Source organism: Stutzerimonas kunmingensis (genome assembly GCF_900114065.1).
GTDB classification, from domain to species: Bacteria; Pseudomonadota; Gammaproteobacteria; order Pseudomonadales; family Pseudomonadaceae; genus Stutzerimonas; species Stutzerimonas kunmingensis.
Map to the genome: position 1 here is coordinate 406,575 of NZ_FORS01000003.1, position 26,107 is coordinate 432,681.

Annotated in this window: 22 protein-coding genes and 1 pseudogene; 10 read left to right on the plus strand and 13 right to left on the minus strand. The window is 64.0% G+C overall.

Features of this window, described 5'->3' with window-relative positions; genetic code table 11:
• Positions 1–227: 227 nt before the first annotated feature.
• The 4 genes from BM275_RS22640 (at position 228) to BM275_RS09960 (ending at position 5,436) form a co-directional block, all read left to right on the plus strand.
• The gene (locus BM275_RS22640; protein WP_442963444.1) at positions 228–314 is read left to right on the plus strand and encodes a small membrane protein YohP; all 87 of its coding nucleotides are present in this window, start codon (positions 228–230) and stop codon (positions 312–314) included.
• A gap of 119 nt (positions 315–433) precedes the next feature.
• On the plus strand, positions 434–1,615 hold the full coding sequence (locus BM275_RS09950; RefSeq protein ID WP_167362159.1) for an efflux RND transporter periplasmic adaptor subunit: 1,182 nt from the start codon (positions 434–436) through the stop codon (positions 1,613–1,615).
• The gene (locus BM275_RS09955; RefSeq protein WP_090520890.1) at positions 1,612–4,785 is read left to right on the plus strand and encodes a multidrug efflux RND transporter permease subunit; all 3,174 of its coding nucleotides are present in this window, start codon (positions 1,612–1,614) and stop codon (positions 4,783–4,785) included. Before BM275_RS09950 ends, BM275_RS09955 begins: the two co-directional genes overlap by 4 nt.
• A 78-nt stretch (positions 4,786–4,863) precedes the next feature.
• Positions 4,864–5,436 (plus strand): exopolysaccharide biosynthesis protein, encoded by a 573-nt coding sequence (locus tag BM275_RS09960; RefSeq protein WP_208607452.1) that lies wholly within the window; start codon positions 4,864–4,866, stop codon positions 5,434–5,436.
• 181 nt (positions 5,437–5,617) lie between these two features.
• Here the strand turns inward: BM275_RS09960 and BM275_RS09965 are convergent, their stop codons facing one another.
• From BM275_RS09965 to BM275_RS10000, 8 genes are all read right to left on the minus strand, one after another.
• Positions 5,618–6,523 (minus strand): EamA family transporter, encoded by a 906-nt coding sequence (locus tag BM275_RS09965; RefSeq protein WP_090520894.1) that lies wholly within the window; start codon positions 6,521–6,523, stop codon positions 5,618–5,620.
• Between the two features lie 223 nt (positions 6,524–6,746).
• Positions 6,747–8,027: a TRAP transporter large permease gene (locus tag BM275_RS09970; protein ID WP_023445255.1), complete on the minus strand. Its 1,281-nt coding sequence runs from the start codon at positions 8,025–8,027 to the stop codon at positions 6,747–6,749.
• Positions 8,027–8,554 (minus strand): TRAP transporter small permease, encoded by a 528-nt coding sequence (locus tag BM275_RS09975; protein WP_042921955.1) that lies wholly within the window; start codon positions 8,552–8,554, stop codon positions 8,027–8,029. The genes BM275_RS09970 and BM275_RS09975 overlap by 1 nt, the downstream gene beginning before the upstream one ends.
• Positions 8,555–8,612: 58 nt before the next feature.
• Entirely contained in the window at positions 8,613–9,587 is a 975-nt protein-coding gene (locus tag BM275_RS09980) for a TRAP transporter substrate-binding protein (protein ID WP_090520897.1), read from the minus strand.
• Positions 9,588–9,667: 80 nt separating this feature from the next.
• Entirely contained in the window at positions 9,668–10,558 is an 891-nt protein-coding gene (locus tag BM275_RS09985) for an SMP-30/gluconolactonase/LRE family protein (RefSeq protein ID WP_090520899.1), read from the minus strand.
• A gap of 41 nt (positions 10,559–10,599) precedes the next feature.
• A complete protein-coding gene (locus tag BM275_RS09990) occupies positions 10,600–11,415 on the minus strand; it encodes an NAD-dependent epimerase/dehydratase family protein (RefSeq protein WP_090521185.1) in 816 nt (271 codons plus the stop codon).
• Between the two features lie 380 nt (positions 11,416–11,795).
• Entirely contained in the window at positions 11,796–12,104 is a 309-nt protein-coding gene (locus tag BM275_RS09995) for an AzlD family protein (RefSeq protein WP_014818816.1), read from the minus strand.
• Positions 12,094–12,810 carry an AzlC family ABC transporter permease gene (locus tag BM275_RS10000; protein WP_090520900.1) on the minus strand — a complete coding sequence of 239 codons (717 nt, stop codon included), beginning with the start codon at positions 12,808–12,810 and terminating at the stop codon, positions 12,094–12,096. Before BM275_RS10000 ends, BM275_RS09995 begins: the two co-directional genes overlap by 11 nt.
• Positions 12,811–13,300: 490 nt before the next feature.
• Between BM275_RS10000 and BM275_RS10005 the strand changes: the two genes are divergently transcribed.
• Positions 13,301–13,624 carry a helix-turn-helix domain-containing protein gene (locus tag BM275_RS10005; RefSeq protein ID WP_041015655.1) on the plus strand — a complete coding sequence of 108 codons (324 nt, stop codon included), beginning with the start codon at positions 13,301–13,303 and terminating at the stop codon, positions 13,622–13,624.
• The gene (locus BM275_RS10010) at positions 13,624–14,850 is read left to right on the plus strand and encodes a type II toxin-antitoxin system HipA family toxin (RefSeq protein WP_090520902.1); all 1,227 of its coding nucleotides are present in this window, start codon (positions 13,624–13,626) and stop codon (positions 14,848–14,850) included. Before BM275_RS10005 ends, BM275_RS10010 begins: the two co-directional genes overlap by 1 nt.
• A 121-nt stretch (positions 14,851–14,971) precedes the next feature.
• Here the strand turns inward: BM275_RS10010 and BM275_RS10015 are convergent, their stop codons facing one another.
• Positions 14,972–15,913 carry a LysR family transcriptional regulator gene (locus BM275_RS10015; RefSeq protein WP_090520904.1) on the minus strand — a complete coding sequence of 314 codons (942 nt, stop codon included), beginning with the start codon at positions 15,911–15,913 and terminating at the stop codon, positions 14,972–14,974.
• Between the two features lie 103 nt (positions 15,914–16,016).
• On the opposite strand from BM275_RS10015, the gene BM275_RS10020 reads away from it, so the two are divergent.
• Positions 16,017–17,159, plus strand: a complete 1,143-nt coding sequence (locus tag BM275_RS10020) for an L-talarate/galactarate dehydratase (RefSeq protein ID WP_090520906.1) — start codon at positions 16,017–16,019, stop codon at positions 17,157–17,159.
• 36 nt (positions 17,160–17,195) lie between these two features.
• On the opposite strand, the gene BM275_RS10025 is transcribed toward BM275_RS10020, so the two are convergent.
• From BM275_RS10025 to BM275_RS10040, 4 genes and pseudogenes are all read right to left on the minus strand, one after another.
• Positions 17,196–18,716 (minus strand): tripartite tricarboxylate transporter permease, encoded by a 1,521-nt coding sequence (locus tag BM275_RS10025; RefSeq protein WP_090520908.1) that lies wholly within the window; start codon positions 18,714–18,716, stop codon positions 17,196–17,198.
• 10 nt (positions 18,717–18,726) lie between these two features.
• Positions 18,727–19,221, minus strand: a complete 495-nt coding sequence (locus BM275_RS10030) for a tripartite tricarboxylate transporter TctB family protein (RefSeq protein ID WP_090520910.1) — start codon at positions 19,219–19,221, stop codon at positions 18,727–18,729.
• A gap of 64 nt (positions 19,222–19,285) precedes the next feature.
• Positions 19,286–20,265: pseudogene (locus BM275_RS10035) on the minus strand (tripartite tricarboxylate transporter substrate binding protein).
• A gap of 28 nt (positions 20,266–20,293) precedes the next feature.
• Positions 20,294–21,685: an enolase C-terminal domain-like protein gene (locus tag BM275_RS10040; RefSeq protein ID WP_090520914.1), complete on the minus strand. Its 1,392-nt coding sequence runs from the start codon at positions 21,683–21,685 to the stop codon at positions 20,294–20,296.
• A 434-nt stretch (positions 21,686–22,119) separates the two neighbouring features.
• Between BM275_RS10040 and kdgD the strand changes: the two genes are divergently transcribed.
• From kdgD to gudD, 3 genes are all read left to right on the plus strand, one after another.
• Positions 22,120–23,031, plus strand: a complete 912-nt coding sequence (gene kdgD, locus BM275_RS10045) for a 5-dehydro-4-deoxyglucarate dehydratase (RefSeq protein ID WP_042921940.1) — start codon at positions 22,120–22,122, stop codon at positions 23,029–23,031.
• A 70-nt stretch (positions 23,032–23,101) separates the two neighbouring features.
• Positions 23,102–24,544: an aldehyde dehydrogenase family protein gene (locus tag BM275_RS10050; protein ID WP_090520917.1), complete on the plus strand. Its 1,443-nt coding sequence runs from the start codon at positions 23,102–23,104 to the stop codon at positions 24,542–24,544.
• A 93-nt stretch (positions 24,545–24,637) separates the two neighbouring features.
• Positions 24,638–25,978 (plus strand): glucarate dehydratase, encoded by a 1,341-nt coding sequence (gene gudD / locus BM275_RS10055; RefSeq protein ID WP_090520920.1) that lies wholly within the window; start codon positions 24,638–24,640, stop codon positions 25,976–25,978.
• The last annotated feature ends 129 nt before the right edge of the window (positions 25,979–26,107 follow it).

Below are 26,107 nucleotides of genomic sequence, written 5' to 3' on the forward strand. Positions count from 1 at the left end.
TCAGCCAACCTGTGTCTTCGCACTTCCAGACTCGCCTGCGCTCGCGACCAGATCACCCCTGCCGATAGAAGACGTCAAGCGTGCATCGGCCACTCGATACCCTCAATTCTCTGCAGATCTTCGTTGCAGTGAGCGAAGGATAGGCAGTCAAGCGGAACCGATTCAAACGAACGATGACGCCACGCTTGGGTCAGCTGATTTACAACCCAACGTAAGGAGCAAACCACATGCTGAAATTTCTCGGCAGCACCATCGGCATCATCTTCCTCATCGGATTGCTGGTCGTGATTGGCCTGTTCATGCTGGTTTTCTAGCCCGCCAGCCCTTTCCCAAGGCGGCGCTCGCGCCGCGCCTGCCAGTCTGGTGCGGGTGGTGGAGCAGGTGCCTCCGCCGCCCGCGCCTTCGTGTGTGCAAGGTTGTGATGATGGTTTTCATGCGACGCCCCGTCGTGTTGGCCCTGCTGGCCATGGGTCTGGTCGCCTGTAGCGAAGGTGACGATTCGTCGAGCAAGACCGACGACACGCAGAAGGACGCGCCCCCCGAGGTGAGCGTTCACAAGGTGTCCCGAGGCCCGGTCGAGAACATCGCCGAGCTACCAGGTCGTGTGCAGTCCGTACGGGTCGCCGAGATCCGCGCGCGGGTCGATGGCGTCGTGGAGCGGACGCTCTATCAGGAAGGCTCCGACGTTGAAGCGGGCGATCCGCTGTTTCGCATCGATCCGCGGGAGATGCAGGCCCGACTCGATTCGGCCGAGGCGATTCTGCAGCGGGCCGAAGCCACCGCCGCAAATGCCCAGCAGGACCTGGACCGTTACGAGCAGCTCGTCGCCGATCGCGCGATCAGCCGGCAGGACTATGACACGGCACAAGTGCGCACCAGAACCGCTTTGGCCGATGTTGCAGAAGCACGAGCTGCAGTCGCGACAGCCCGCCTGCAGCTCGAATACACCAATGTGAAGACGCCGATCTCTGGACGTGCCGGTCGGGCGAGGGTTACCGAGGGCGCGCTGGTCAGTGCCGCCGATGGCACCCTGCTGACCACGGTCGAGCAATTCGACCCGGTGTTCGTGAATTTCTCGCAGTCCAGCGCTGATCTGCTGGAGATGCGTCATCAGGTGGCGTCTGGAGAGTTGGAGCTGCCCGATGATGAGCTGGTGCCGGTGCAGCTCGTGCTGGAAAACGGCCGTGAGCACAAGCAGGAGGGCTACCTGAACTTCACCTCGATGACCATCGATGAATCCACCGGCACCGTGGCGTTGCGCGCGCAGTTTCCCAACCCTGACCACCAGCTGTTGCCCGGCCAGTTCGTTCGTGCGCGGCTGCACCTCGGCACCTGGCCGAAAGGCATCACCATCCCCCAGCGCGCGGTGAGAATGCATGATCGCGGCGCCACGGTTATGCGCCTGGACGAGGATGACGTGGCCCGGGTTCAGGAGGTGGAGCTGGGCCAGATGAAAGGAGGCGACTGGATCATTCTCGACGGCCTGGAGGTCGGTGACCGAATCATCATCGATGGCTGGCAGCAGGCGCGTGCCGACGAGCCGGTCACGCCTGTGGCGAGTGAGCGCGACTCCTCTTCGGATAACGAGCGTGATTCAGGGCGCCACGGCAGATGAAGGCGACCTTCTTCGTCGACAGGCCGGTTCTGGCATGGGTGATCGCGCTGGCGTTTCTCATCGCGGGCCTGCTCGCGGTGCGGAGTCTGCCAGTCGAGCAGTACCCATCGATCGCGCCACCAACGCTCACCATCAGCGTCGATTACCCAGGTGCCGATGCTTCGGTACTGGAAACGAATGTCACCCAGGTCATCGAGCAGGAAATGAATGGGGTGGATGGCGTCCTGTACATGGAATCCACCAGCCGCTCCAATGGCAGCGCCTCGGTGAAGATGACGTTCGACTCTGGCGCGGATATCGACACCGCCCAGATGGATGTGCAGAACCGCCTCGGGCGGGTGGAGCAGCGTTTGCCGGATGAGGTCCGGCAGCAGGGTATTCGCGTCTATCAGGCGTCACCGGATACCGTCCTGCTGGTCACGCTCAGCTCCCGCAGCGGCACGATGGATACCCTGGCGCTGGGCAATTTCGCGGCGACTCGGATCGTCGACGAGCTTCGGCGGGTCAAGGGTGTCGGGGATATCGGCGAGTACTACACGCCTTATGCGATGCGGGTGTGGATTGACCATGACCGCATGGCACATCTGGGGTTGTCGGCGAGCGACGTACTCACCGCCGTGCGTGAGCAGAACAGCCAGGCGCCGGGTGGAGCGTTGGCCGAAAGGCCGCTGACCGGCGACACCGAGATTACTGCGGCGCTGGAAACCCAGGCGCGCTACAGCTCGCCCGAGGAATTCGAAGCCATTGTCCTGCGAGTGGAGCCGGATGGTGCGTCCGTGCGGCTTGGCGATGTCGCGCGGGTCGAACTGGGGGCGAAGAACTACAACGCCAGCACCGAACTCAACGGTGATGCCGCTGCGAGCATGGCGGTGAAGCTGGCGCCTGGGGCGAATGCGCTGGAGACCGCCGAGGGGATCAAGCAGCGCATGAGCGAACTGGCGCGAGCGTTCCCGGAAGATATCGTCTGGACCATTCCGTACGACTCCACCCCATTCATCGCCGCGTCGATCAAGGAAGTGCTGCTTACCCTTGGGCAGGCCATGGTGCTGGTGGTCCTCGTGATGCTGTTATTTCTCCAGAGCTGGCGCGCCACCGTCATTCCCTCGATCGTCATTCCGATCACGCTGGCCGGAACCTGTCTGGGGCTTTGGCTGGTGGGTTTTTCCATCAACCTGCTCAGTCTGTTTGCCATGGTGCTGGCGATTGGCACGCTGGTGGACGACGCTATTGTCGTGGTCGAGAACGCCAAGCGGATCATCGACGAAGAACAACTGACGCCGTTCGAGGCCACGAAGAAGGCGATGGGGCAGGTCAGCGCGGCGATCATCGGGACGACATTGGTGCTGATCGCGGTGTTCGTGCCCATGGCATTCTTCAGTGGGTCCACCGGAGGTATCTATCGGCAGTTCGCGGTGACCCTGGCCATCGCGGTCGCCATTTCCACCGTCATGGCGTTGGTGCTGACACCGGCGCTTTGCGCCACCTTGCTTCGCCCGAGCAGCGGTGCCGGCGAGCGCGGCAGGATGCCAAGGCCGTTGCGGGTGCTCAATCGGGGACTGGATGGCACCGCGACGGGTTATCACCGTGCCGTCGGCGGAATGCTGCAGCGACCGATCTGGTTTCTGGTGATTTTCGCAGGGCTGGTCGCGCTGGCAGCAACGCTCTTCGTCAGGCTGCCTGGTGCATTTCTGCCGGAGGAAGACCAGGGTTCGCTGATGACGGTCATCCAGTCTCCACCTGGGGCCACGGCCAAGCGCACGGAGGAGGCCGTCAGGCAGGTACAGGCCTATTTTCATGACCATCCGCTGGTTGCGAATACCACGCTGGTGTATGGCCACAGTGCGGCGGGGCAGGGCCAGGGGCATGCCACGGCTTATGTGCGCATGGTTCCCTGGGATGAGCGTCCCGGCGATGAGGAAACGGCACCGGAACTGGTGCGCCAGGCAACCGATGCCTTCAAGCAGATCAAGGAGGCAAAGGTCTACGCGGTGAACCGTTCGTCCATTCCCTCGCTGGGCGAAACGGGCGGGTTCAGCTTCAAGCTGCAGGACCGCAGTGGGCATGGTTATGAGGCGCTCTATGAGGCGCGCGAGGCGTTGATCAAGGCCGCCGGTAAAAGCGATGCGCTGGAGGATGTACGGCCGTCCGGCGATGACGAGGCACCGCGGCTCAGGGTTCGCATCGATCGAATCAAGGCGCGAGCGCTTGGCCTGTCGATCGAGGAGGTCAACGCTACCCTGACCATGGCCTTTGGCAGCGCCTATGCCAATGACTTCACCCGTGGCGGGCGCGTCCTGCAGGTGCTGCTGCAGGCCGACGCGCCGTACCGCATGCAACCGCAGGATGTGCTGGCGCTGAAGGTGTTGGACCAGCAGGGCGAGGCTGTGCCCTTCGGCGCATTTTCCACGGTCGAATGGGGTGCCGGGCCGTCCCAGCTGCAGCGTTACAACGGCTATTCCACCATGAGCGTTTCCGGTAGCAGCGCTTCGGGCTACACCACCGGCGAGGCAATGGCGGAGATGGAGCGCCTGGCCGAGGAGCTGCCGGAAGGATTCGATTTCGAGTGGTCGGGCGCCTCCTATGAGGAGCAGCAAGCGTCCGGTCAGCTCTACTGGCTCCTCGGCCTGTCGTTGCTGACCGTGCTGATGGTGCTCGCCGGGTTGTACGAAAGCTGGTCGGTACCCATCGCCGTCCTGCTGGTCGCACCATTCGGGGCCCTCGGGGCTGTGCTGTTTTCCATGCTGCGTGGCCTGGCGGCAGACGTCTATTTCAACGTCGGGCTGGTGGCGATCATCGGCCTTTCGGCGAAGACCGCGATCCTGATCGTCGAATTCGCCATCGAGGAAGAAGCCAAGGGCGAACCGCTGATGACGGCGGTGCTCAACGCGGTACGGATGCGTTTCCGGCCGATCCTCATGACCTCGCTCACCTTTGTTCTCGGCATGCTGCCGCTGGTGCTCTCGACCGGGCCGGGTTCGGCCGCACGTAACGCCGTGGGCACCGGAGTGATGGGCGGCATGCTGCTGTCCACCCTGCTCGGGCTGTTCTATATCCCGCTGTTCTACCTGCTGGTCAGAAGATGGCTGACCAACCGACGGCCGCCTACCCGGCTCGATCGTGAAAAGGCCAAGCGCCGTCCCGCTACGCAGGGTGGCAGCGAGCAACGATGAACGGCGCAGCTTGCGAAGCATCGGCGGCGAATGCCGGTTAGCCATGGCAGCCACTGGTCCCGGCAGGAGGGAGACGAAATGAACCTGGAACAGCTGATCGACAAGATTCGAGCAACCCCGGAGGAGGATGGACGGGTTGCATTGGGCGACATCATGGAAAGCCTGGGTACGCGGTCGTTTGGAAGTTTCCTGGTGCTGGCTGGCCTGATCGTGGTGATGCCACTGATAGGCGATATCCCGGGAGTGCCGGCCCTGGTGGGAGTGATCGTTGCCTTGGTGTCGATTCAGCTTCTTATGGGACGCAAGCAGTTCTGGCTGCCGCAGACGATGCTCAAGCGCAGCATTGAGAAAGCTCGGCTGGACCGAGCGCTGCAACGTATGGAGCGCCCGGTGAGCTGGATCGACCGGATGATCAAGCCGCGGCTGTCGGCCTTTGTAGAAGGTAATGCCAGCTACTTCATCGCGGCGTGCAGTCTGTTGGTCGCGGCGATGATGCCGCCCATGGAGCTGGTGCCTTTTTCCGCGAATCTCGCCGGCCTCGCCCTGATCACTTTCGGTTTAGCGCTCGTAGCGAGGGATGGGCTTTTCGCCTTGCTGGCATTCGCTTTCACCTTGATTGGGCTTGCGCTTGCCGCTTCCGCGATTCTGTAGCCGCTTTCCAAGGCAGCGGATCAGATCCGAATGCAGCGTTCCACCGTTCGACTGACGATGCCGGCGACGGAGATCGTGCAGCCCGGCAGGTAGAGCCTGACATCCACGCCACGCTCGGCGGCGTCGGTGATCTGCTGCTAACGTTCCACCATTGCCGAATGACTGGGGGGCGGCGGCACCATCAATGTTTGCGGTAGGCCAGCAGCACGATACCGCCGACCACGATCAGGCCGCCGAGCACTTGCATGGCCCCGAGTACCTGCCCGAGGATCAGCCAGCCGAGCACCATGCCGGCCACCGGCTCCATGTTCATCACCGGCGCATTGCGCGCGATGTTCAGCCGCGGCATGCAGATGAACAGCGTCGAGAACGCCGCGCCGTAAAGCAGCACCAGGCAGGCGAGGGCGATCCAGCCGGCAGTTGCATTGGGCAGGCCCAGACCACCCGGAATCAGGTCGCTGGCGCCGAGCAGCGCGGAGGCGGTAAATACCACGATCAGCGTCAGCATGCTGCGCACCGAGCCGGCCATGCTCGACAGCTTGTGCTCGGTGACCCACAGCGCCACCGCAAACACCGCGGCGGCGGTCAGGCTGAACAGGATCCCGGCGGTCCATTGTTCATCCGTCGCCTCGTTACTCATCAGGCGCGCGGGTACATCCAGCACCAGCACCAGGCCGAACAGGATCAGGCCCATGATCGCAAGCGCCACGCGGGTCGGCCGCGGCCCGCCCAGTGCCCAGGTGAGCAACGCCAGGAGGATCGGTGACAGGTTCACCACTAGCAGCGCCAGCGCCACCGGAATGTGCGCCACCGCCGAATAGATGCAGAAGCTCTGCACCGCGATCAGCAGACCCAGGAGGATCTGCCAGCGCCAGGTGGCCGGGCTCAGGCGCAGCGATTCGCGACGCCAGAACACCAGCGCGGCCAGCACCAGCAGGGTCACCCCAGCGCGGCATAGCATGGCCAGCAGCAGGCCGGTGCCGTGATCGAAGGCGATCCGCGCGGCGATGTGGTTGGCCGCGAACGAACAGGCCAGCGTGGCCAGGACCAGTACAGCGATGTGGCGTGGAAACGGCGTGGCTAACATGGCAGGGCGATACGTCCTTAAACGAGGCGCTGCCCACAAGGCGGCTTTGCTTGGGCGAGTATCTCGGCAAACGATGCAGCGAAGCAGGCAGTGTGTGAGATCTTGCGAGCTAGAGCCCTACAAGGCAAAAACAGGCGAGGAAGCGGAGTTTACTTTTGTAAATGAGCATTCCGAGCCTGTTTTTAACGCAGGAGGGCCGACGCGCAGCAGATCGTGAGCTGGATCAGAGCACTACGCTCGGCAGCCACAGCGAAATCATCGGGATATAGGTCACCGCCATCAGCACGGCGAACAGCGCGGCATAGAACGGCAGCAGCGCCTTCACGGTGTTCTCGATGGTGACCTTGCCGATGGCGGCACCGACGAAGAGTACCGCACCGACCGGCGGGGTAATCAGGCCGATCCCCAGATTGACCAGCATGATCATGCCGAAGTGCACCGGGTCGACGCCGAACGACGTCACCACCGGCAGCAGGATCGGCGTGAGGATCAGGATCAGCGGCGCCATGTCCATCAGCGTGCCCAGCACCAGCAGCATCAGGTTGACGCACATGAGGATCACGTAGCGGTTGTCCGACAGGGTCAGGAACGCGGTGGTGATCTTCGACGGGATCTGCATCAACGTCATGATGTAGCCGAAGCTGGCGGCGAAGGCGATCAAGATCATCACGATGGAAAGCGTGCGCACCGTGCGGTGCAGCATCTTCGGAAGCTCGCGCCACTTGTAGTCGCGGTAGATGAACATGGTGACGAAGAAGGCCCAGACCACCGCCACCGCGGCGGACTCGGTCGCGGTGAACACGCCGGAGAGAATGCCGCCGAGGATGATCACCATGGTCATCAGGCCCCACAGCGCCTCGACGCAGATCTTCAGCGCCTGGCGCAGCGGCACCACTTCGCCCTTTGGGTAGTTGCGCTTGCGGGCGAACAGCAGGCAGAGCGCGGCCATGGCGGTGCTGAGCAGCAGGCCCGGGCCGATGCCGGCGACGAACAGCGCGGAGATCGACACGGTGCCGCCGGCGGCCAGCGAGTAGATCACCGAGTTGTGGCTGGGTGGGGTCAAGAGTGCCTGCACCGAACCGGAGATGGTCACCGCGGTGGAGAACTCCCGCGGGTAGCCCTTCTTTTCCATTTCCGGGATCAGCACCGAGCCGACCGAGGCCGTGTCCGCCAGGGACGAGCCGGAGATGGCGCCGAAAAAGGTCGAGGCGGTGATATTGACCAGTGACAGGCCGCCGCGGACGAAGCCGACCAGCACCCCGGCGAAGGCGACCAGGCGGCGGGCCATGCCGCCTTCGGCCATGATCGCGCCGGCCAGGACGAAGAACGGAATGGCGAGCAGGGAGAATTTGTTCACGCCGCCGGCGATCTGGATCATCACGGCGTGCAGGGGAATATCGATCCACCAGGCGCCGGCCAGGGTGGCCAGGCCGAGCGAGTAGGCCACCGGAACACGTAGCAGAATGAGGACGATGAAGCTGCCCAACAGGACGACGGCATCCATTACACGGACTCCTTGGACTCTTCGCGGGCTTCGTAATCGACGACCCGCCGCTTGCTCTGGTCGCCGTACAGCAGTTGCTCGATGACGAACAGCAGGGTGATGAAGCCGCCCAGCGGAATCGGCGCGTAGCTGATACCGACGCGCATCCAGGTCAGGGTGCTGAGGTACTGGTTCCATGTGGCCAGGCATAGCTTGTAGCCCCAGATCAGCATGAACAGGCTGATAGCCGCCATGGCCAGGCGTACGAACAGGATGATGAAGGGCTGGGCCATCGGCGGCAGGCGATCACTGAGCACCTGCACGGCCATGTGCGCGCCGGCGCGGTAGCTGGCGGCGGCGCCAACGAAGGTGAACAGCACCATCAGCAGAATGGCGATTGGCTCGGGCCAACCGAGACCTTGCCCCAGTGCGTAGCGGCTGAAAACGCCCCAGGGAATGATCGTCGCCATGATCACGATGGCCAGGGCGGCGACGATGACGCAGGCGCGGTAAATGGCGTCATTGACGCCCAGAACCAGGTTTTTCATGAGATTCCACCGGTTGCATCGCGACGGCACGGGCCGCCGCGATGCGCTTGCACGAGGATTACTGAACGGCTTCGATACGCTTGATCAGCTCGGCGTACGGCGCGCCGTACTTCTCGCGAACCGGAGCAGTCGCATCGTAGAAGGGCTTCTTGTCGACCTCGATGAACTCGACACCTTCTTCCTTGAGCTTGGCTTCGCTGCTGGCGGTCTTCTCGTCCCACAGCTTGCGCTCTTCCATCTGCGCTTCCTTGGCGTACTTCTTGACGATGTCCTGCTGTTCCGGGGTGAGCTTGTTCCAGGTGGTCTTGGAGATCACGATCGGCTCGGGAAGGATCAGGTGGCCGGTCAGCGAGTAGTGTTTGGCGGCACGGAAGTGGTTGTGTTCGAGCATGGTCGGCGGGTTGTTCTCGGCGCCATCGACCACACCGCTCTGCAGGGCGCTGAAGATCTCGCCGGTGTCCATGGCCACGCCCTGGGCGCCCATGGCATTGAGGGTGTCGATGAACAGCGGGTTGCCCATGACGCGGATCTTCATGCCCTTGAGGTCTTCCAGCTCGCGAACCGGCTTCTTGGTATAGAGGTTGCGCACGCCCCCATCCATCCAGGCCAGACCGACCATGTTGAATTCGGAGTTGGTGATCTTGTCGAGGATCTCCTGGCCGATCTCGCCGTCGATGACCTTGCGCATGTGTTCGTTGTCGCGAAACACGAAGGGCATGTTGAAGGCGTTCACGTCCGGGACCACCGGGCCCAGCGTGCCGAGGCTGACGCGGGTCATCTGCACTGCGCCGATCTGCACCTGCTCGACCACTTCCTTCTCGGAGCCGAGCACCCCGCCGGCGAACATGCGGAACTTGAGCTCGCCCTTGGTGGCATCTTCGATCTTCTTGCCCATGTTTTCCTGCGCGACCACCGTCGGGTAGCCGGCCGGGTGGATCTCGGCGATCTTCAGCGTCATCTCTGCATGGACGATGCCGGACAGGCAGAAGGCCAGGGGAAGGGTGGTAACGAGCAGCTTGTGTTTGAGGTTCATGACACTCTCCATCTTGTTTTTGTTGGTGTGCAGCGTTGCGAGTAGCGAGGTCGGGCACGCAGCGGCCCTTCCCTGGTGAGTCAGCTGAAAGCGGGTTCCTCCAGGCCGGCCACGCCGGGATGGAGCGCGAAGACGCCGCCGGCCAGCGGCTGGTCGCTCAGATCGCCGCCGGGACGGATCGAGGTGACGAACAGGGTCTCCAGCCGCGAGCCGCCGAAGGCGCACATGGTCGGTTTCTTCACCGGCACGGCGAGCGAGCGGTCCAGGCGGCCATCGGGCGTGAAACGGTGGATCAGTCCGGCGTCGTTGCCGCAGATCCAGTAGCAGCCATCGGCATCCACCGCGGCACCGTCGGGTCGGCCGGGGTGGTCGAGCATGTCGACGAACAGGCGTCGGCCGGTCGGCGTGCCGCTGTCCGTGTCGTAATCGAAGGCCCAGATCTTCTGCACGCTGGGGTGCGAATCGGACAGGTACATGGTGCGTCCATCGGGGCTGAAGGCCAGGCCGTTGGGCACGATGAAACCGTCGAGCTGCGGCCGCAGCGGCGCATCGTTGCTATCGCGATCCAGCCGGTAGAGCGCGCCGACCGGGTGCCCGGCGGCCATGTCCAGCGCCATGCTGCCGGCCCAGAAACGGCCCTGGCGATCGCAGCGGCCATCGTTCATGCGCATGTCCACCAGCTGGTGCTCGATGGTCGCCAGCGCGCGGCTGTCGATTCGGCCGTCCGGGCGCGTCTGCAGGGCGAAGAAGCCGCTCTCCATGCCGGCCACCCAGCCGTCGCCGTGGCGCGCGATGCAGGCCAGCATCTGCTCGCCCTGCCAGCGGGAAACCTGGCCGTCGGCAGCGCGCCAGCGCAGCAGCTCGCGGTTGGGGATGTCGACCCAGTACAGCGCCTGCTCGGCGGCGACCCAGACCGGGCTTTCGCCGGTGGCGCAGCGCAGGTCGGCGATGAGTTCAGCTTCACTGGCCATTGCGTTTCTCTTTGTTGTTGTAGGCGGGCGAAGGTGGTCGATCAGTCGAAGGGGCCGGCCGCGACGAAGGCGCCACCCTGGTAGGTGCCGGCCGGGTCGTCAGCGCTGTACGGCGGTTGTTGCTCGACCTTGTCGCGGAACGCTTCGGAGCTGTCCTGCGCATGGAAGCCCAGGTGCGCCGCCAGATGGTTGTCCCACCAGACGTCGCGGTTGGCGGACATGCCGTAGACCACGGTATGACCGACCGCTGGCGTGAACAGCGCGCAGCGCATCAGCTCGGTGAGGTCGCGGAAACTGAGCCAGGTGCTCATCATCCGGCGGTTGGCCGGCTCGGGAAACGAGGAGCCGATGCGGATGCTGACGGTCTCGATGCCGTAGCGATCGTAATAGAAATTTGCCATGTCCTCGCCGTAGGACTTGGACAGGCCGTAGTAGCCATCCGGACGGCGTGGGGCGTGGGCGTCCAGACTCTCGGACTGCGGGTAGAAGCCGATCACGTGGTTGGAACTGGCGAAAACCACGCGCTTGATGCCGTGCAGGCGGGCTGCTTCGTAGATGTGGAAGGTGCCGCGGATATTGGCGTCGAGGATTTCCTCGAACGGCCGCTCGACGGAGACACCACCGAAGTGGACGATGGCGTCGACACCTTCGCACAGGGCATGCACGGCCGCCTTGTCGGCGAGGTCGCAGGGCACGACTTCCTCGTGTTCACCGGCTGCCGGAGCCATCGGCGCGATATCGGACAGTCGGATGATGCGGGCGTAGGGCTGCAGCTTTTCGCGTAAGACCTTGCCAAGGCCGCCTGCCGCTCCGGTGAGCAGAAGACGGCCAAACGTGGGATTGGGGGTGGTAGTCATCGGGGTGCCTGTCATTATTGTTCTTGAAGTCATCTGTTGTCATATGACATGTGCCAAATATCAGCATCTAGTCACATGAATGTCAACACGCTTAAAGTCGTATTTGATGACATATGTTGCTTCTCAGTGTCACTTCCGTTGTGTTGTCCAAGCTAAAGCGCCGCGACAGAGGGCTCCAGAGTTGCGGCGCCCAAGATTGATAAAAGCGGGGCGCTGCCAGCAACATTTTCGATAGTTGTATGATGACCGTTCGAAAACAGAGCGTAACGAGGTCGTGCGCGGCCAGCACAATGCCGACGCGCTGCTGGTGCACACGGTAATGACTGCTATGGAGGCTGCCGAACTCGGTGTCCTGAGCGGCCGCGATCGGCCGCTGCGGCTCAGAATTGCCTGACCAACGCCGCGGCGAGGATACCGGCGGCAATCGCCGGCAGCGGCTTTTTCAGCACCAGCATGGTCACTGCCGTGGCTAGCAGCGCTAATCGCGCGCCAGCATCACCCTGCAAGGCCATCGGCGCGACGATCGCCACCAGCACCGAGCCGGACATGGCGGTGATGAACTGGCGGACGCGGTCGCTGATGGGCACGAAGGCCATGACGAACACGCCACCCCAGCGCGTCGCCAGGGTCACCAGTGCCATGACCAGCACCACGGTCAGCGCGCCTGCGCCCGTCGCATCAAGATTCACGCGCTTTCTCCTTCCACAGCAGCCCGGTCGCGCCACCGGCGAGGGCACCCACCACCACGTGGCTGTTCTCCGGCAGGTAACGGAAGGCGAGCAGCGAGGCGCCGGCGGCAACGCTCCAGATCACCAGCATGCGCAGGTTCTTTTCGCCGCCCACCACCATGGCCAGCAGAAAGCAGCCCATCACCATGTCCAGCCCCAGGCGCTTCGGGTCGCTGACTGCACTGCCGAAATGGATGCCCAACCAACTGCCGACCACCCAGAACGACCAGAGCGCCAGGCCGCCACCGAGCAGCAGGCCGAAGCCCGGGCGGTTGCGGTTGAAGGCCTGCATCGCCATCGCCCAGTTGGCGTCCGACGCGATCAGCATCACCCCGTAGCGCCTGCCCGGCGGCAGCTGGCGCAACCAGGGATAGAGCGTGGCGCCCATCAGCAGGTGGCGGGCGTTGATGGCAAACACCGTGACCATCAGGGTGAACAGCGGCACCTGCGTGCCCCAAAGTTCCAGCGCGGCGAACTGCGAGGCGCCGGCGAACACCAGCGCGCTCATCGCCAGGATCACCGAATCGTCCAGCCCGGTCTGCACCGCGGCGAGGCCGAAGGCGGCGCCGAACAGGGTGACGAAGATGGAAATCGGCGCGAGCTGGCGAAAACCGGCCCAGACCATGCGCCGGTCGAAATGATGCAGCTCGCTTTCTGCGTCAGTCATGCACGAATCCTCCAGGTGGCAGCGCGGGATCGATGTCATTCAACGTCCAGCCAGCCAGATTAGGGGGTGTTGCCGCGACGGAACAGCGCAGTTGGCGTCGGATCGTGCGGTACAGATTCGCGCGAGCAGTCGATCGCGCGGCAATGAAGGCTTCGGCCTATCGACGCTGTGCCTCGCCAGTCATCACCGATGCTATGGGTGGCTATGTCCGATTCTGATTTTGCAGTGTGATGGGTTGTCGACGGCTAGAAGCTGCCGGTCGCAGCGGAAGGCTTATCTGGCTGGAATGGTGCCGAACTGGACAGATTTACCGCCCGGAATCCTGGAGTGATCTGCCGTGCCGGGTTTGTTCGCCGTAATAAGATATGTATTCATGACAGCTTATCGTACTTAAGGTGCTTTGAAATGAATTCTTAATACCCTTGCAAGGTTGCTTAGTGTGCGATTAGTAGTATCTTATCTTTTATAGGATGTCGCTTGGTGTAACCTTATGAAAGGCTTTTTCCCTGTTCAAAGTACGTCTCTGCTTTACCGTATAGGCCTTCTGGTGAAGGAGGCGCGTCTGCGCATGGGGCTGCGCCAGGCTGACCTTGCAGAGCGGGCTGGGATTTCTCTCCGAGCTGTTCGTCACATTGAGGGGGGCAAGGCTGAAGGTGTTTCGCTGCGCGACTTCATGCTCGCGTTGTTCACCGTTGGGATTTCTGACCGGGTTTTCCAGGCGCTGATCGATGACCCAGCGCTTGATCTCGAAGCTTTGGAAACCAATGCGACCAAGCGCGTCAGGCTGCCGCGCAGCAACGCGGAGGACTTCTGATGTCGCGCGCTTACATCTACATGGAGTGTCCGGAAACGGGTGAGACTGTGACGCTGGGTAGGCTGACCCTTGCTGGTCGCACGGGAACCTTCGTCTATGCGCCGGAGATCGTGGAAGCCAAGCGTTGGGTGCCTGATCCGATACGGTATCCGCTCTCCACTCGACCCATTCAGGTACATAAGAATGGCGGCGTTCCCGGCTTCATTGATGATGCGATGCCAGATGGCTGGGGAGAACGCCTGTTGCGCCGCACCCGAAAGGGAGAGCTCACTCCGATCCAGCTCCTGCTGTTATCTCCTAACGAAGATCGCGCCGGAAACATCATGGCTGGCGAAGATCGCGCCCCGAGGCCGGGTATAGGCGAAAGGCCTGTGAAAATGCTTGAAGCTAAAGGGCTCGATCATTTCATAGATATTTGCGCTGCGATCTATGACAGCCAGCTGAGCGCTGAGCAGCTGGAGGCATTAAGAATACGGGATCAGCGCTCAGCTGTTGGTGGTGCCAGGCCCAAGCGCACGTACCGCTTTGATCACAAGCTGATTCTTGCCAAGCCACGCGACAAATTTGATCACTACGACCTGCCGAAATTCGAGTATGCCTGCATGACTTTTGCGGCTACCAAGGGGATGAGTGTTGCCCGGACGGCACTCCATCAAAGTGAAAAAGGCAACACGTTGCTAGTGGAGCGATTCGACCGAGAATGGTCAGAGAATGATGCAAGGTTTCGCCGCATTCCGATGATGAGTGGCTTAACTCTTCTCGATGCTGAATGGCAGGTGCAGCGCAGCAACGGATGGATCTACGCGGCGCTCGCCGATGAGCTGTACCGCAGAGGCGCGCCAGATTCTGATAGGCAGGCGCTCTACAGGCGAATGGCCTACAACGCTCTCGTAGGGAACAGTGACGATCATCCTCGCAATCACGCCGTGATCTGGCAGGAAGGCGCTTGGCGCCTCTCGCCCATGTATGACGTTCTCCCCGTACTGGGAGAGGGGCCTGCGCAGAGGCTGGCGATGGAGGTTGGGATCAACGGTACCCTTCTAAGTCGAGCTAACCTGCTTAGCCAGCATGAGCATTTTGCACTGACGGAAGATGAGGCGGCAGGCATATTGGACGAGGTCGCTTCTTGGAAGCCGGAGCTGATGGAGCACTATGCAAAGCATTTGGCTGGGGCTGAGCTGGATGCGGCGGTGGACGCAACAAGCAGCGAGAGACTGCTGGTCTAGAGCGGGCTGCGAAGGCTTCTCCTGCACTCTTGGTCCTTGCTTTAGTGTCGAGCAGCGCATTCGTCACAGGCCTGAATAGCCCCAGCTCTGCTCGATCCATTCGAACCTCAACTTGTGGCCGTCAGCAGCCCGTCCCATGGTGTTGGTGCTGGATTGGCAGCAGGTCCCGGGCAATATCGCCGGCCGCCTGGCGCACGGCATCGCGCGCCGCCTCCAGCGCCGGGTTGTCGTTGTCGTCGCGCCAGGCCAGGTGCAGCTCGGCGCAGATGCCCGCCGGCAGCGGCAGCTCGCGAAAGCGTACCTGTTGGAAGCGGATCGCGCTGGCCCCGCGTGGCACCAGCGCCAGGCCGAGGCCAGCGTTCACCAGCGAGAGGATGGTCAGCGTCGAGCCCAGTGACTGCACGTAGTCGGGCTGGATACCGCTGGCACGGAACAGCCCGGTGTGCAGCTCGTTGAACGGCTGCCAGGCGCCATGGGCATAGAGGATGAACGGCTCGCCGTGGAGCATTTCCAGGGTCGGCGCCGGATGCTGCGCCAGCGGATGGTCGGCCGGCGTGGCCAGCACGAAGGGCTCGCGCAGCAGGCATTCACTGACCAGTCCCGGCTGCTGCAACGGCTCGCGCACCACCGCCAGGTCGACCCGGCGCCCGCGCAGTGCCTGCAGCTGCTCGAAGGTGGTGGTCTCCAGCAGGTTGATGGCCACGCCTGGCCGATCCCGGCGCACCTGGGTGATGGCGCGCGGTAGGAAGTCGTAGACCGCGCTGGCAACGAAGCTGATGGTCAGCGAGCCGCTCTCGCCCAGTGCAGCCAGCCGGGCACCCTGTGCGGCGCGGTGGGCCTGGTCGAGCAACGCCTGGGCCTCGACGAAGAAGGCGCGACCGGCGGCGGTGAGCGCCACAGAACGCGTGCTGCGAGTGAACAGCGCGACGCCGAGCTGGTGTTCCAGCAACTGGATCTGCCGGCTCAGCGGCGGCTGCGTCATGTTCAGGCGCTCGGCCGCGCGACGGAAATTCAGTTCGCTGGCCAAGGTGGTAAAGCTGCGCAGCTGGGCGAGTTCGAACATTGATCCGTTCCTGGTATCAATCGAGAGCGTTAATGGATTGGACCGTATCAATCGGTCGACGGATTATCCAGCGCATCCCCTGACTGGCGAGGCGGCGGCACGAATGAGCGACCTGTACGAAGCGGACCGCATCACCTGGATCGGCCTGCGCGCGGTGGAGTTGCCGCTGCAGCGGCCGGTCAGCGACGCCAAGGTACTCACCGGGCGACAGCTGCCCCTGGCGTCGGTCAGCCTGCTGTTCGTCGAGCTGCAGTCGCAGCAGGGGCATCACGGCCTCGGTTTCAGCTACAGCCTGCGCACCGGCGGCCCCGCGCAATATGCCCACGCGCGGGAACTGGCGCCGTTGCTGCTGGGCGAAGATCCCAACGACATCGCCCGCCTGTGGAGCCGGCTGAGCTGGGCCAGCGCCTCGATCGGGCGCAGCGGCCTGGCAGTGCAGAGCATTGCCGCCTTCGATACGGCGCTTTGGGACCTCAAGGCGCGTCGCGCCGGGCTGCCACTGGCCAAGCTGCTCGGCGCCCACCGCGACGCGGTGCCTTGCTACAACACCTCCGGCGGCTACCTGCAGGCGCCCATCGAGGAGATCATCGAAAAGGCCGAGGCGTCTAGGGCGCGAGGCATTGGCGGGATCAAGCTGAAGGTCGGCCAGCCTGACCACCGCGCCGACCTGCGCCGGGTCGCGGCGCTGCGCAGGCACTTCGGCGACGAGGCGGCGCTGATGGTCGACGTCAACCAGCAATGGGATCGCACCACCGCGGCACGCATGGGCAGGGCGCTGGAGGAGTTCGACCTGACCTGGATCGAGGAGCCGCTGGACGCCCACGATCTGGAAGGTCACGCCGCCCTGGCCGCTCAGCTGATCACCCCGGTCGGCACTGGCGAGATGCTCGGCAGCGCGGCCGAAGCCTGTGCCTTTGTCGAGCACGGGGCGGTGGATGTGATCATGCATGACGCGCCGCGCATCGGTGGTTTCACGCCGTTCCTGCTGGTGGCCGAGGCGGCGCGGCGGCGTGGAATCGTCATGGCGCCGCACTTCGTCATGGAGCTGCATATCCACCTCGCTGCGGCCTACGAACATGCCACCTGGGTCGAGCATTTCGAATGGCTCGAGCCGCTGTTCCAGGAGCGACTCGAGATCCGCGATGGCTGCATGCAGGTGCCGACCCGGCCCGGGCTGGGGCTGAGCCTCAGCGAGCAGGTGGCGGGCTGGACGCTGGCGAGCGAGACGTTCGGCACCAAGCCGTGACGGCAGCCCCTCTGCGTTGCGCAGAGGGGCGTTGGTTCAGGTGCGTAGCGCCTGACCGAGCACGCCGCCCCGTGGTCGCACCGCGCTGTACAGCTGCCAGAGCACGAAGGCCAGGGCCAGCCCGAGGAAGGTCGCGGCGATGGGGTTGGTGAAGAACGAGGCGAAGTTGCCGTCGGAGAGCATCAGGCCGCGGCGCAGATTGGTCTCCGCCATTGGCCCGAGGATGAAGCCGATGATGAAGGGCGCGACCGGCATACCCGCCTTGACGAAGGCATAGCCAAGCACACCGAACAGCAGGATCGACCAGACATCGAACAGCCGGCTGGAGAGGCCGAACGCACCGACCACACAGAGCACCAGGATGATCGGCAGCAGGATGTGCTTGGGCACGTCGAGCAGCTTGATGAACAGGCGCAGGCCGTAGAACTCCATGAACAGCATCATCACCGAGGCCACCAGCAGCGCGGCGAAGATGGTGTACACCAGTGGCCCCTGGCTGACGAACAGCAGCGGTCCGGGCTGGATGCCGTGAATCAGAAAGCCGCCGAGCAGGATCGCCGTGGTGGTGTCGCCGGGGATGCCCAGGGTCATCAGCGGCATCATGGCGCCGCCGATGCCGGCGTTGTTCGCCGTCTCGCTGGCGACCACGCCGCCGATGTTACCCTTGCCGTAGGTTTCCGGCTGTTTGGCGCGCTTCTTCGCGACGATGTAGGACAGCAGGTTGGAGGTGCCGGCACCGATGCCCGGCAGGATGCCCACCGCCAGGCCGATCAGGCCCGAACGACTGGCGTTGGGCAGCTCCTGACGGAACTCTTTGAGCGAGAAGCCGAAGCCCTTGATTTGCTTCATGCTCACCGAACCGGCCTTGTTGCGTACGGCATGCCGTCCGGTTTCGGCGAGCTTGATGACCTCGGCCACGGCGAACATGCCGATCATCACCGTGAGCATGGAGAAGCCGCCGTTCAGTTCGCTGACGCCGAAGGTGAAGCGGCGTACGGCTTCCACCGGCGCGATGCCGACGGTGGACACGGCGATGCCGAGGGTGCCGGCAAACAGCCCCTTGACCATCGAGCCGGCGGAAAGGGTGGCGATCAGCGTCAGTGAGAACACGGCGATGGCGAAATATTCATGCGGGCCGAAGCTCAGCGCCACCTTGGCCAGCTGCGGGGCGATGAACATCAGCGCGATGATGCTGAAGATGGTGCCGAGAAAGGAGAACACGATGCCGACGCCAAGCGCCTTCACGCCCAGGCCCTGCTCCATCAGCGGGCCGCCGTCGAATACCGTGGCGATGGATGACGGCGTGCCGGGGATCTTCAGCAGGATCGCCGAGATCAGTCCGCCGGACGTAGCGCCGATGAACAGCGCGACGAGTAGCGACAGGCCGGCCTGCGGACCCATCGTAAAGGTCAGTGGCAGGCACAGCGCCACGGCCATGGTGGCCGACAGACCGGGCACGGCGCCGAAGACGATGCCGACCGCAACGCCGCCGAGCATCAGCAGCATGATGTTGAGCGAGAAGACGGCACCGAAGCCTTGCTGCAGTAATTCGAGCATGGTCGATTCCTCAGAAATTCAGCAGGCCAGCGGGCAGCAACAGGTCGAAGGCCTCGCGGAACAGCAGGTAGATGACAGCCGACGTGACCACTGCGATGGCCGCGTAGGGCAGGTGACGGACCTTGTGGTCCACTGGTGTCAGGACGATGAACTGCAGGTAGAGGTAAAGCGCGGTCATGATCGGAAAGCCCACCGGGCCGAGCAGCACCACGTAGATCAGGATCAGCCCCAGGGTCTTCAGTACGGTCAGCGGCTCGACGACGCTGGTGCTGGTTTGCTCCGGGGCGTCGGTTTCGCCCTCGGCTGCAGGTCTTGCGCGGTTGCCGAGGGCGCTGAGCGTCTGCAGCCCCCCGAGCAGGCAGAGCAGGATGGCCAGCAGGGTGGGAACGGTGGCGGCATCGATGCCGTCGTGGCCGGGTACGCAGTAGGCCATCACCAGATAGGCGATGCTGACGCCAAGCATGGCCATGCCGATGGTCAGTTCTTTCTTGTTCGCAGTGGTCATGGCAAACCTCCGTGCGTGAGGAGAGACAGCCAGCCGGTGTGACCGGCTGGCGACACGTCAGGGATCAGTTCTTGGCCTGACGCAGCTCGTCCTTGAACTGCATGAAGTCCTCGCGGGTCTTGGCCAGGATCGCCTTGGCCTCTTCGGTGCCGTAGTAGGCCACCGGCTGCTTGAACTTCTTCAGCTCCTCGGCGTACTCGGGGATCTCGGTGATCTGCTTCATCACGTCGGCCATCTTCTTCACGATCGCCGGGTCGGTGCCCTTCGGGAAGGCGACCACGTAGGGTTTGTCCATGGTGATGTCGAGGCCCTGCTCCTTGAGCGTCGGCACCTCGCCGAGCAGTGGGTTGCGTTCTTCGTTGGGCTGGCCGAGCGCGACCATCTGCCCACCGCTGACGTAGTCCTGCACCGAGCCGTAGGTGATCGCGCCGAGGTCCAGGCGGCCGCCGAGCATGCCCACCACGCGGTCGGAAACCGTGCCGCCGTCGACCATCTTCAGCTTGGTGTCGGTCAGCTTCTCCAGCATCAGCCCCTGCACGTGGGAGAAGCTGCCCATCTCGGTGCCGTAGGTGATGCTGCCCGGCTCGGCCTTCGACTTGGCGATCAGGTCCTGCATGCTGGTCACGCCAGATTGTTTGGAGGCGACGAACACCGTGCTCTTGTCGACCCCGGCGATGCACGCCACATCGAAGGTCTCGTAGCTGTCCTCGGTCAGGCCGGCGACCTCGTTGACGATCAGCTGGCCCGGGTGGGTGAAGAGGATGGTGTTGCCATCCGCCGCCGCGCCCTTGACCTGCTCGGCGGCCAGGGTGCCGCCGCCGCCGGCGATGTTGGTCACCACCATGCTCTTGCCGGTGATCTGGTTGAAGTACTTGGCCATGGTGCGGGCGTTGAAATCGGTGTCGCCGCCGGGGTTGGCGATCACCACCACCTGTACGGGGCGGGTCGGCCATTTCACATCGGCGGCCATCGTGGTGGAGGCGGCAGCGAGACCGGCGATGCGACGAGGGCGGAAAGCAGGGAGGCGCGGAATATTGTTTTCATTGGAGTTCTCCGGGTTTGGGCTGCGGATTCAGGTATTGCGGCCGAGGCTGGGTTTCTTCGGGTCATAGGTCCAGCCAGGCACTAGGTAACGCATCGCCATGGCGTCGTCGCGCGCGCCGCTGGCGACCTTCTTGTACAACTCGTGGGCGTTCATGATCCGGTCCATGTCCGGCTCGATACCCAGGCCCGGACGTTCGGGCACGCGAACCTGGCCGGCGACGATCTGCAGCGGCTCACGGGTCAGGCGTTCGTGGCCTTCCTGCCAGATCCAGTGGGTGTCGATGGCGGTGATGCGCCCCGGTGCTGCGGCCGCGGCATGGGTGAACATGGCCAGCGAGACGTCGAAGTGGTTGTTCGAATGCGAACCCCAGGTCAGGCCGAACTGCTCGCACATCTGCGCCAGGCGCACCGAGCCCTGCATCGTCCAGAAATGCGGGTCGGCCAGCGGGATGTCAACTGCCTCCAGGCGCAGCGAGTGGCCCATCTGCCGCCAGTCGGTGGCAACCATGTTGGTGGCAGTGGGAATGCCGGTGGCGCGCTTGAACTCGGCCATGATCTCGCGGCCGGAGTAGCCATTTTCCGGGCCGCAGGGGTCTTCGGCGTAGGCGAGCAGGTGGCCCTGGCCCTTGCACAGGGCGATGGCCTCGTCCAGCGACCAGGCGCCGTTGGGGTCCAGCGTCACGCGGGCATCGGGGAAGCGCGCCTTGATCGCGGCAATCGCCTGCATCTCCTCCTCCCCGCGCATCACGCCGCCCTTGAGCTTGAAGTCGGCGAAGCCGTAGCGCGCACGCGCGGCCTCGGCCAGGCGGGCGATGGCGTCCGGGGTCAGCGCCTGCTGATGGCGCAGGTGGTACCAGTCATCGCCAGTGCTGGCCAGATAGGGCAGGTCGGTGCGCTGGCGATCACCTATATAGAAGAGGTAGGCGAGCATCGGCACCGCGTCGCGCTGCTGACCGCTGCCGAGCAGCTCGGCTACCGGCACGTCGAGGTGCTGGCCGAGCAGGTCGAGCAGGGCGGCCTCTACCGCGGTGATCACGTTGTCCAGGCGCAGGTTGATCTCGTGAGGCTGCTTGAGTACCGCCGCCTCGGCTTCGGAGGTCACCTCGTGGCGGGTTGCCTGCGGCGTACCGGCGGCGTTGCTGGCGATGGCGCTGCGCAGGCTGTTGAGCGTGCGGTTGTAGAGGCCGATCGGCTGGCCGATGACCAGCGCCCGGCAGCGCTCCAGTGCCTGGCGGATGCCTTCGCCACCCGGCACTTCGCCGATACCGGTGTTGCCGGCATTGTCGGTGAGCAGGACCAGGTTGCGGGTGAAGTAGGGGGCGTGGGCGCCGCAGAGATTGAGCAGCATGCTGTCGTAGCCGGCCACGGGTATGACCTGCATGCTCTGTACGCGGGGCGTTGCACTGAACGGCTGACTCATTGTGCGCGGCCTCCGCGGCAGTCGAGGCGAGCGACCGGGGCGGGCGCTGTGCGCGCATCTGCTGAGGCAGCGCGGCGGATGGCGTTATCGGCAGCCAGCGGCTGCGCAGGGGACGGGCAATTGCGGAACATGTCCGGGGCCTCGCTATTGTTATTGTGGTTATAGGTCGTCGTACGACTATGTGGGATTTTTTACAGTTCGCTACGTCACCTGTCAAACGAAATCATCAGTGCATTTGGCTGGGGCATCCGCAGCTGCTTATGCCTTTTAAGCTGCCCTGGCCGGGCGAGTGAAAAGCAGAAAGCTTTCAGTCAGCTTTCAGCGCTGAAGAAAATGCGCAGAAAAAACGGTTGGAGCATTTTTAGTTGTACGATAACGTATCTCAAGGCTGATGCCCTTGTACCTACTCCACATGCATTCAGGATGCTCGAATAATGAACCCACAAGAATTGAAGGCCATCCTCTCTTCCGGCCTGCTGTCATTCCCGGTCACCGACTTCGACGCGCAGGGCGACTTCAATCGCGCCGGCTACGTCAAGCGCCTGGAATGGCTCGGTCCCTACGGTGCCTCGGCGCTGTTCGCTGCCGGCGGTACCGGCGAGTTCTTCTCGCTGGAGCCGCGCGAGTACAGCGAGATCATCAAGACTGCCGTGGATACCTGCGCCGGCACGGTGCCGATTCTCGCCGGCGTCGGTGGCCCGACCCGCCTCGCCATCCAGATGGCGCAGGAGGCCGAGCGCCTGGGTGCCAAGGGCCTGTTGCTGCTGCCGCATTACCTCACCGAAGCCAGCCAGGAAGGCGTCGCGCTGCATGTCGAGCAGGTCTGCAAGTCAGTGAACATCGGCGTGGTGGTCTACAACCGCAACGTCTGCCGCCTGACCGCGACGCATCTGGAGCAGTTGGCTGAGCGCTGCCCGAACCTCATCGGCTACAAGGATGGCCTCGGCGATATCGAGCTGATGGTGTCGATCCGCCGCCGCCTCGGCGAGCGTTTCAGCTACCTCGGTGGCCTGCCGACCGCGGAAGTCTATGCCGCGGCCTACAAGGCGCTAGGCGTGCCGGTGTATTCCTCGGCGGTGTTCAACTTCATTCCGAAGACCGCCATGGACTTCTACAAGGCCATCGCCCGCGAAGATCACGAAACTGTCGGCAAGCTGATCGACGATTTCTTCCTGCCGTACCTGGACATTCGCAATCGCTGCAAGGGCTATGCGGTCAGCATCGTCAAGGCCGGCGCACGCATTTCCGGCTACGACGCCGGCCCGGTGCGCGCGCCGCTGACCGAGCTGAAGCCCGACGAATATGAGCGCCTGGCGGTACTGATCGAGAAGCAGGGCGCCCAGTAAGCCTTTCCGGAATCGCCCCGGCGCCGCGCTGCCGAATGGCCGCGCCGGGCATCATCAGAGGACACTTTGCATGGCTGACGTACAACGCTACGACAACTACATCGACGGCCAGTGGGTCGGCTCGGATCGCTACCAGGCCAACACCAATCCGTCCGACCTCTCTGACGTGATCGGCGAATACGCCCAGGCCGATGCCGGGCAGGTCGAGCAGGCCTTCGCCGCCGCCCGCCGCGCCTTTCCGGCCTGGGCCACCTTCGGCATCCAAGCGCGCGCCGATGCGCTGGAAAAGGTCGGCCTGGAAATCCTCTCCCGCCGTGAAGAGCTCGGCACGCTGCTGGCGCGGGAAGAAGGCAAGACTCTTCCCGAAGCCATCGGCGAAGTCGCCCGCGCCGGCAATATCTTCAAGTACTTCGCCGGCGAATGCCTGCGCCAAGCTGGCGAGACGCTGCAATCGGTACGCCCCGGAGTCGGCGTCGAGGTCACCCGCGAACCGCTCGGCGTGATCGGCCTGATCACCCCCTGGAACTTCCCCATCGCCATCCCCGCCTGGAAGATCGCCCCGGCGCTGGCCTTCGGCAACTGTGTGGTGATCAAGCCGGCGGATCTGGTACCGGGCTGCGCCTGGGCCATCGCCGAGATCATCTCCCGAGCGGGCTTCCCGGCCGGCGTGTTCAACCTGGTGATGGGCCGCGGCCGTGAAGTCGGCGAGGCCATCGTCAATGCCAAGGATGTCGACGCCGTGAGTTTCACCGGTTCGGTCGGCGTCGGTCGCGGCATCGCCCAGGCCTGCGTGGCGCGTGGCGCCAAGGTGCAGCTGGAGATGGGCGGCAAGAACCCGCAGATCGTACTGGACGACGCTGACCTCAAGGTCGCCGTCGAGCTGTGCACCCAGAGCGCCTTCTACTCGACCGGCCAGCGCTGCACGGCCTCGAGCCGCATCATCGTCACCGAAGGCATCTACGACGGTTTCGTCGAGGCGATGGTCGAGCGCATCAGCAAGATCAAGGTCGGACCGGCGCTGGAGCAGGGCGTCGACGTCGGCCCCGTGGTGTCCGAGGCGCAGCTTGAGCAGGACCTGCGTTACATCGAGATCGGCAAGCAGGAGGGCGCGCGCCTGGCCTGCGGCGGCGAGCGGGTGAAGTGCGGCACCGAGGGCTACTTCCTGGCGCCGACGCTGTTCGTCGACAGCGACCCGAGCATGCGCATCAGCCGTGAAGAAATCTTCGGGCCGGTGGCCAACGTGGTGAAGGTCAAGGACTACGACGAAGCGCTGGCGATGGCCAACGACACCGAGTTCGGTTTGTCCGCCGGCATCTGCACCACCTCGCTGAAGCACGCCAACCACTTCAAGCGTCACGCCCAGGCCGGCATGGTGATGATCAACCTGCCCACCGCCGGGGTGGATTACCACGTGCCGTTTGGCGGCCGCAAAGGTTCGTCCTACGGCCCGCGCGAACAGGGCCGCTACGCCCAGGAGTTCTACACCACGGTGAAGACCACCTACATCGGCTGAGGTGAAAGCCGGTCGAAAGGCCACGCTGCGAAACTGCGTAACGGCGCCCCGCGCGGGCGCCGCATCCCCGACAAGAACAACAGAGGGACACCCATGACCATTGCCGCAACGGGCACGCCCCGCATTACCGAACTCACCGTCGTGCCCGTCGCCGGGCAGGACAGCATGCTGATGAACCTCAGCGGCGCCCACGGCCCCTGGTTCACCCGCAACATTCTCGTTCTCAAGGACAGCGCCGGGCACGTCGGCGTTGGCGAAGTGCCGGGCGGCGAAGCCATCCGCCAGACTCTGGAGGACGCCCGCTCTCTGCTGGTCGGCGAGCCGATCGGCCAGTACAACGCCTTGCTCAACCGTGCGCGCCGCGCCTTCGCCGACCGCGATTCTGGCGGGCGCGGCCTGCAGACCTTCGACCTGCGCATCGCCATCCATGCGGTCACGGCTCTGGAGTCGGCGCTGCTCGACCTGCTTGGCCAGCACCTCGACGTGCCGGTCGCCGCACTGCTCGGTGACGGCCAGCAGCGCGATGAAGTGGAAATGCTCGGCTACCTGTTCTTCATCGGTGATCGCAACAGGACCGACCTCGGCTATCGCGACGAATCCAGCGCCGATGACCCCTGGTTCCGCGTGCGCAACGAGGAGGCGATGACGCCGGAGAGCATCGTCCGCCAGGCCGAGGCAGCGTACGAGCGCTACGGCTTCAAGGACTTCAAGCTCAAGGGCGGTGTGCTGCGTGGCGAAGAGGAGGTCGAGGCGATCCGCACCCTGGCCGCGCGCTTCCCGGACGCCCGCGTGACGCTGGACCCCAACGGCGCCTGGTCGCTGGACGAAGCCATCGGCCTGTGTCGCGACCTGCACGGCGTGCTGGCGTACGCCGAAGACCCCTGTGGTGCCGAGAACGGCTATTCCGGTCGCGAAGTGATGGCCGAATTCCGCCGCGCCACCGGCCTGCCCACTGCGACCAACATGATCGCCACCGACTGGCGGCAGATGAGCCACACCGTGCAGCTCAACTCGGTAGACATTCCACTGGCCGACCCGCACTTCTGGACCATGGCCGGCTCCGTGCGCGTGGCGCAGATGTGCAGCGAGTTCGGCCTGACCTGGGGCTCGCATTCGAACAACCACTTCGACATCTCCCTGGCGATGTTCACCCACGTCGCCGCCGCCGCGCCGGGCCGCGTCACCGCCATCGACACCCACTGGATCTGGCAGGACGGCCAGCACCTGACCCGCGAGCCGCTGAAGATCGTCGGCGGCAAGGTCGCGGTGCCGCAGAAGCCGGGGCTGGGCGTCGAGCTGGACTGGGATGCCTTGCGCAAGGCGCATGCGCTGTACAAGGAAAAAGGCCTGGGTGCCCGCGACGACGCCATCGCCATGCAGTACCTGATCCCCGACTGGACCTTCAACAACAAGAAGCCCTGCATGGTGCGCTGAGGCACGCTTGCCGGGCCGGCTCCGGTGGGCGGCTCCGGCCGTCCACCCTACGAGGCGAGCCACGTGTATGGCACCCCCGGCGATCGCCGAACAGAACAACAACCGGACCCTAACCGGAGCAGACATGAG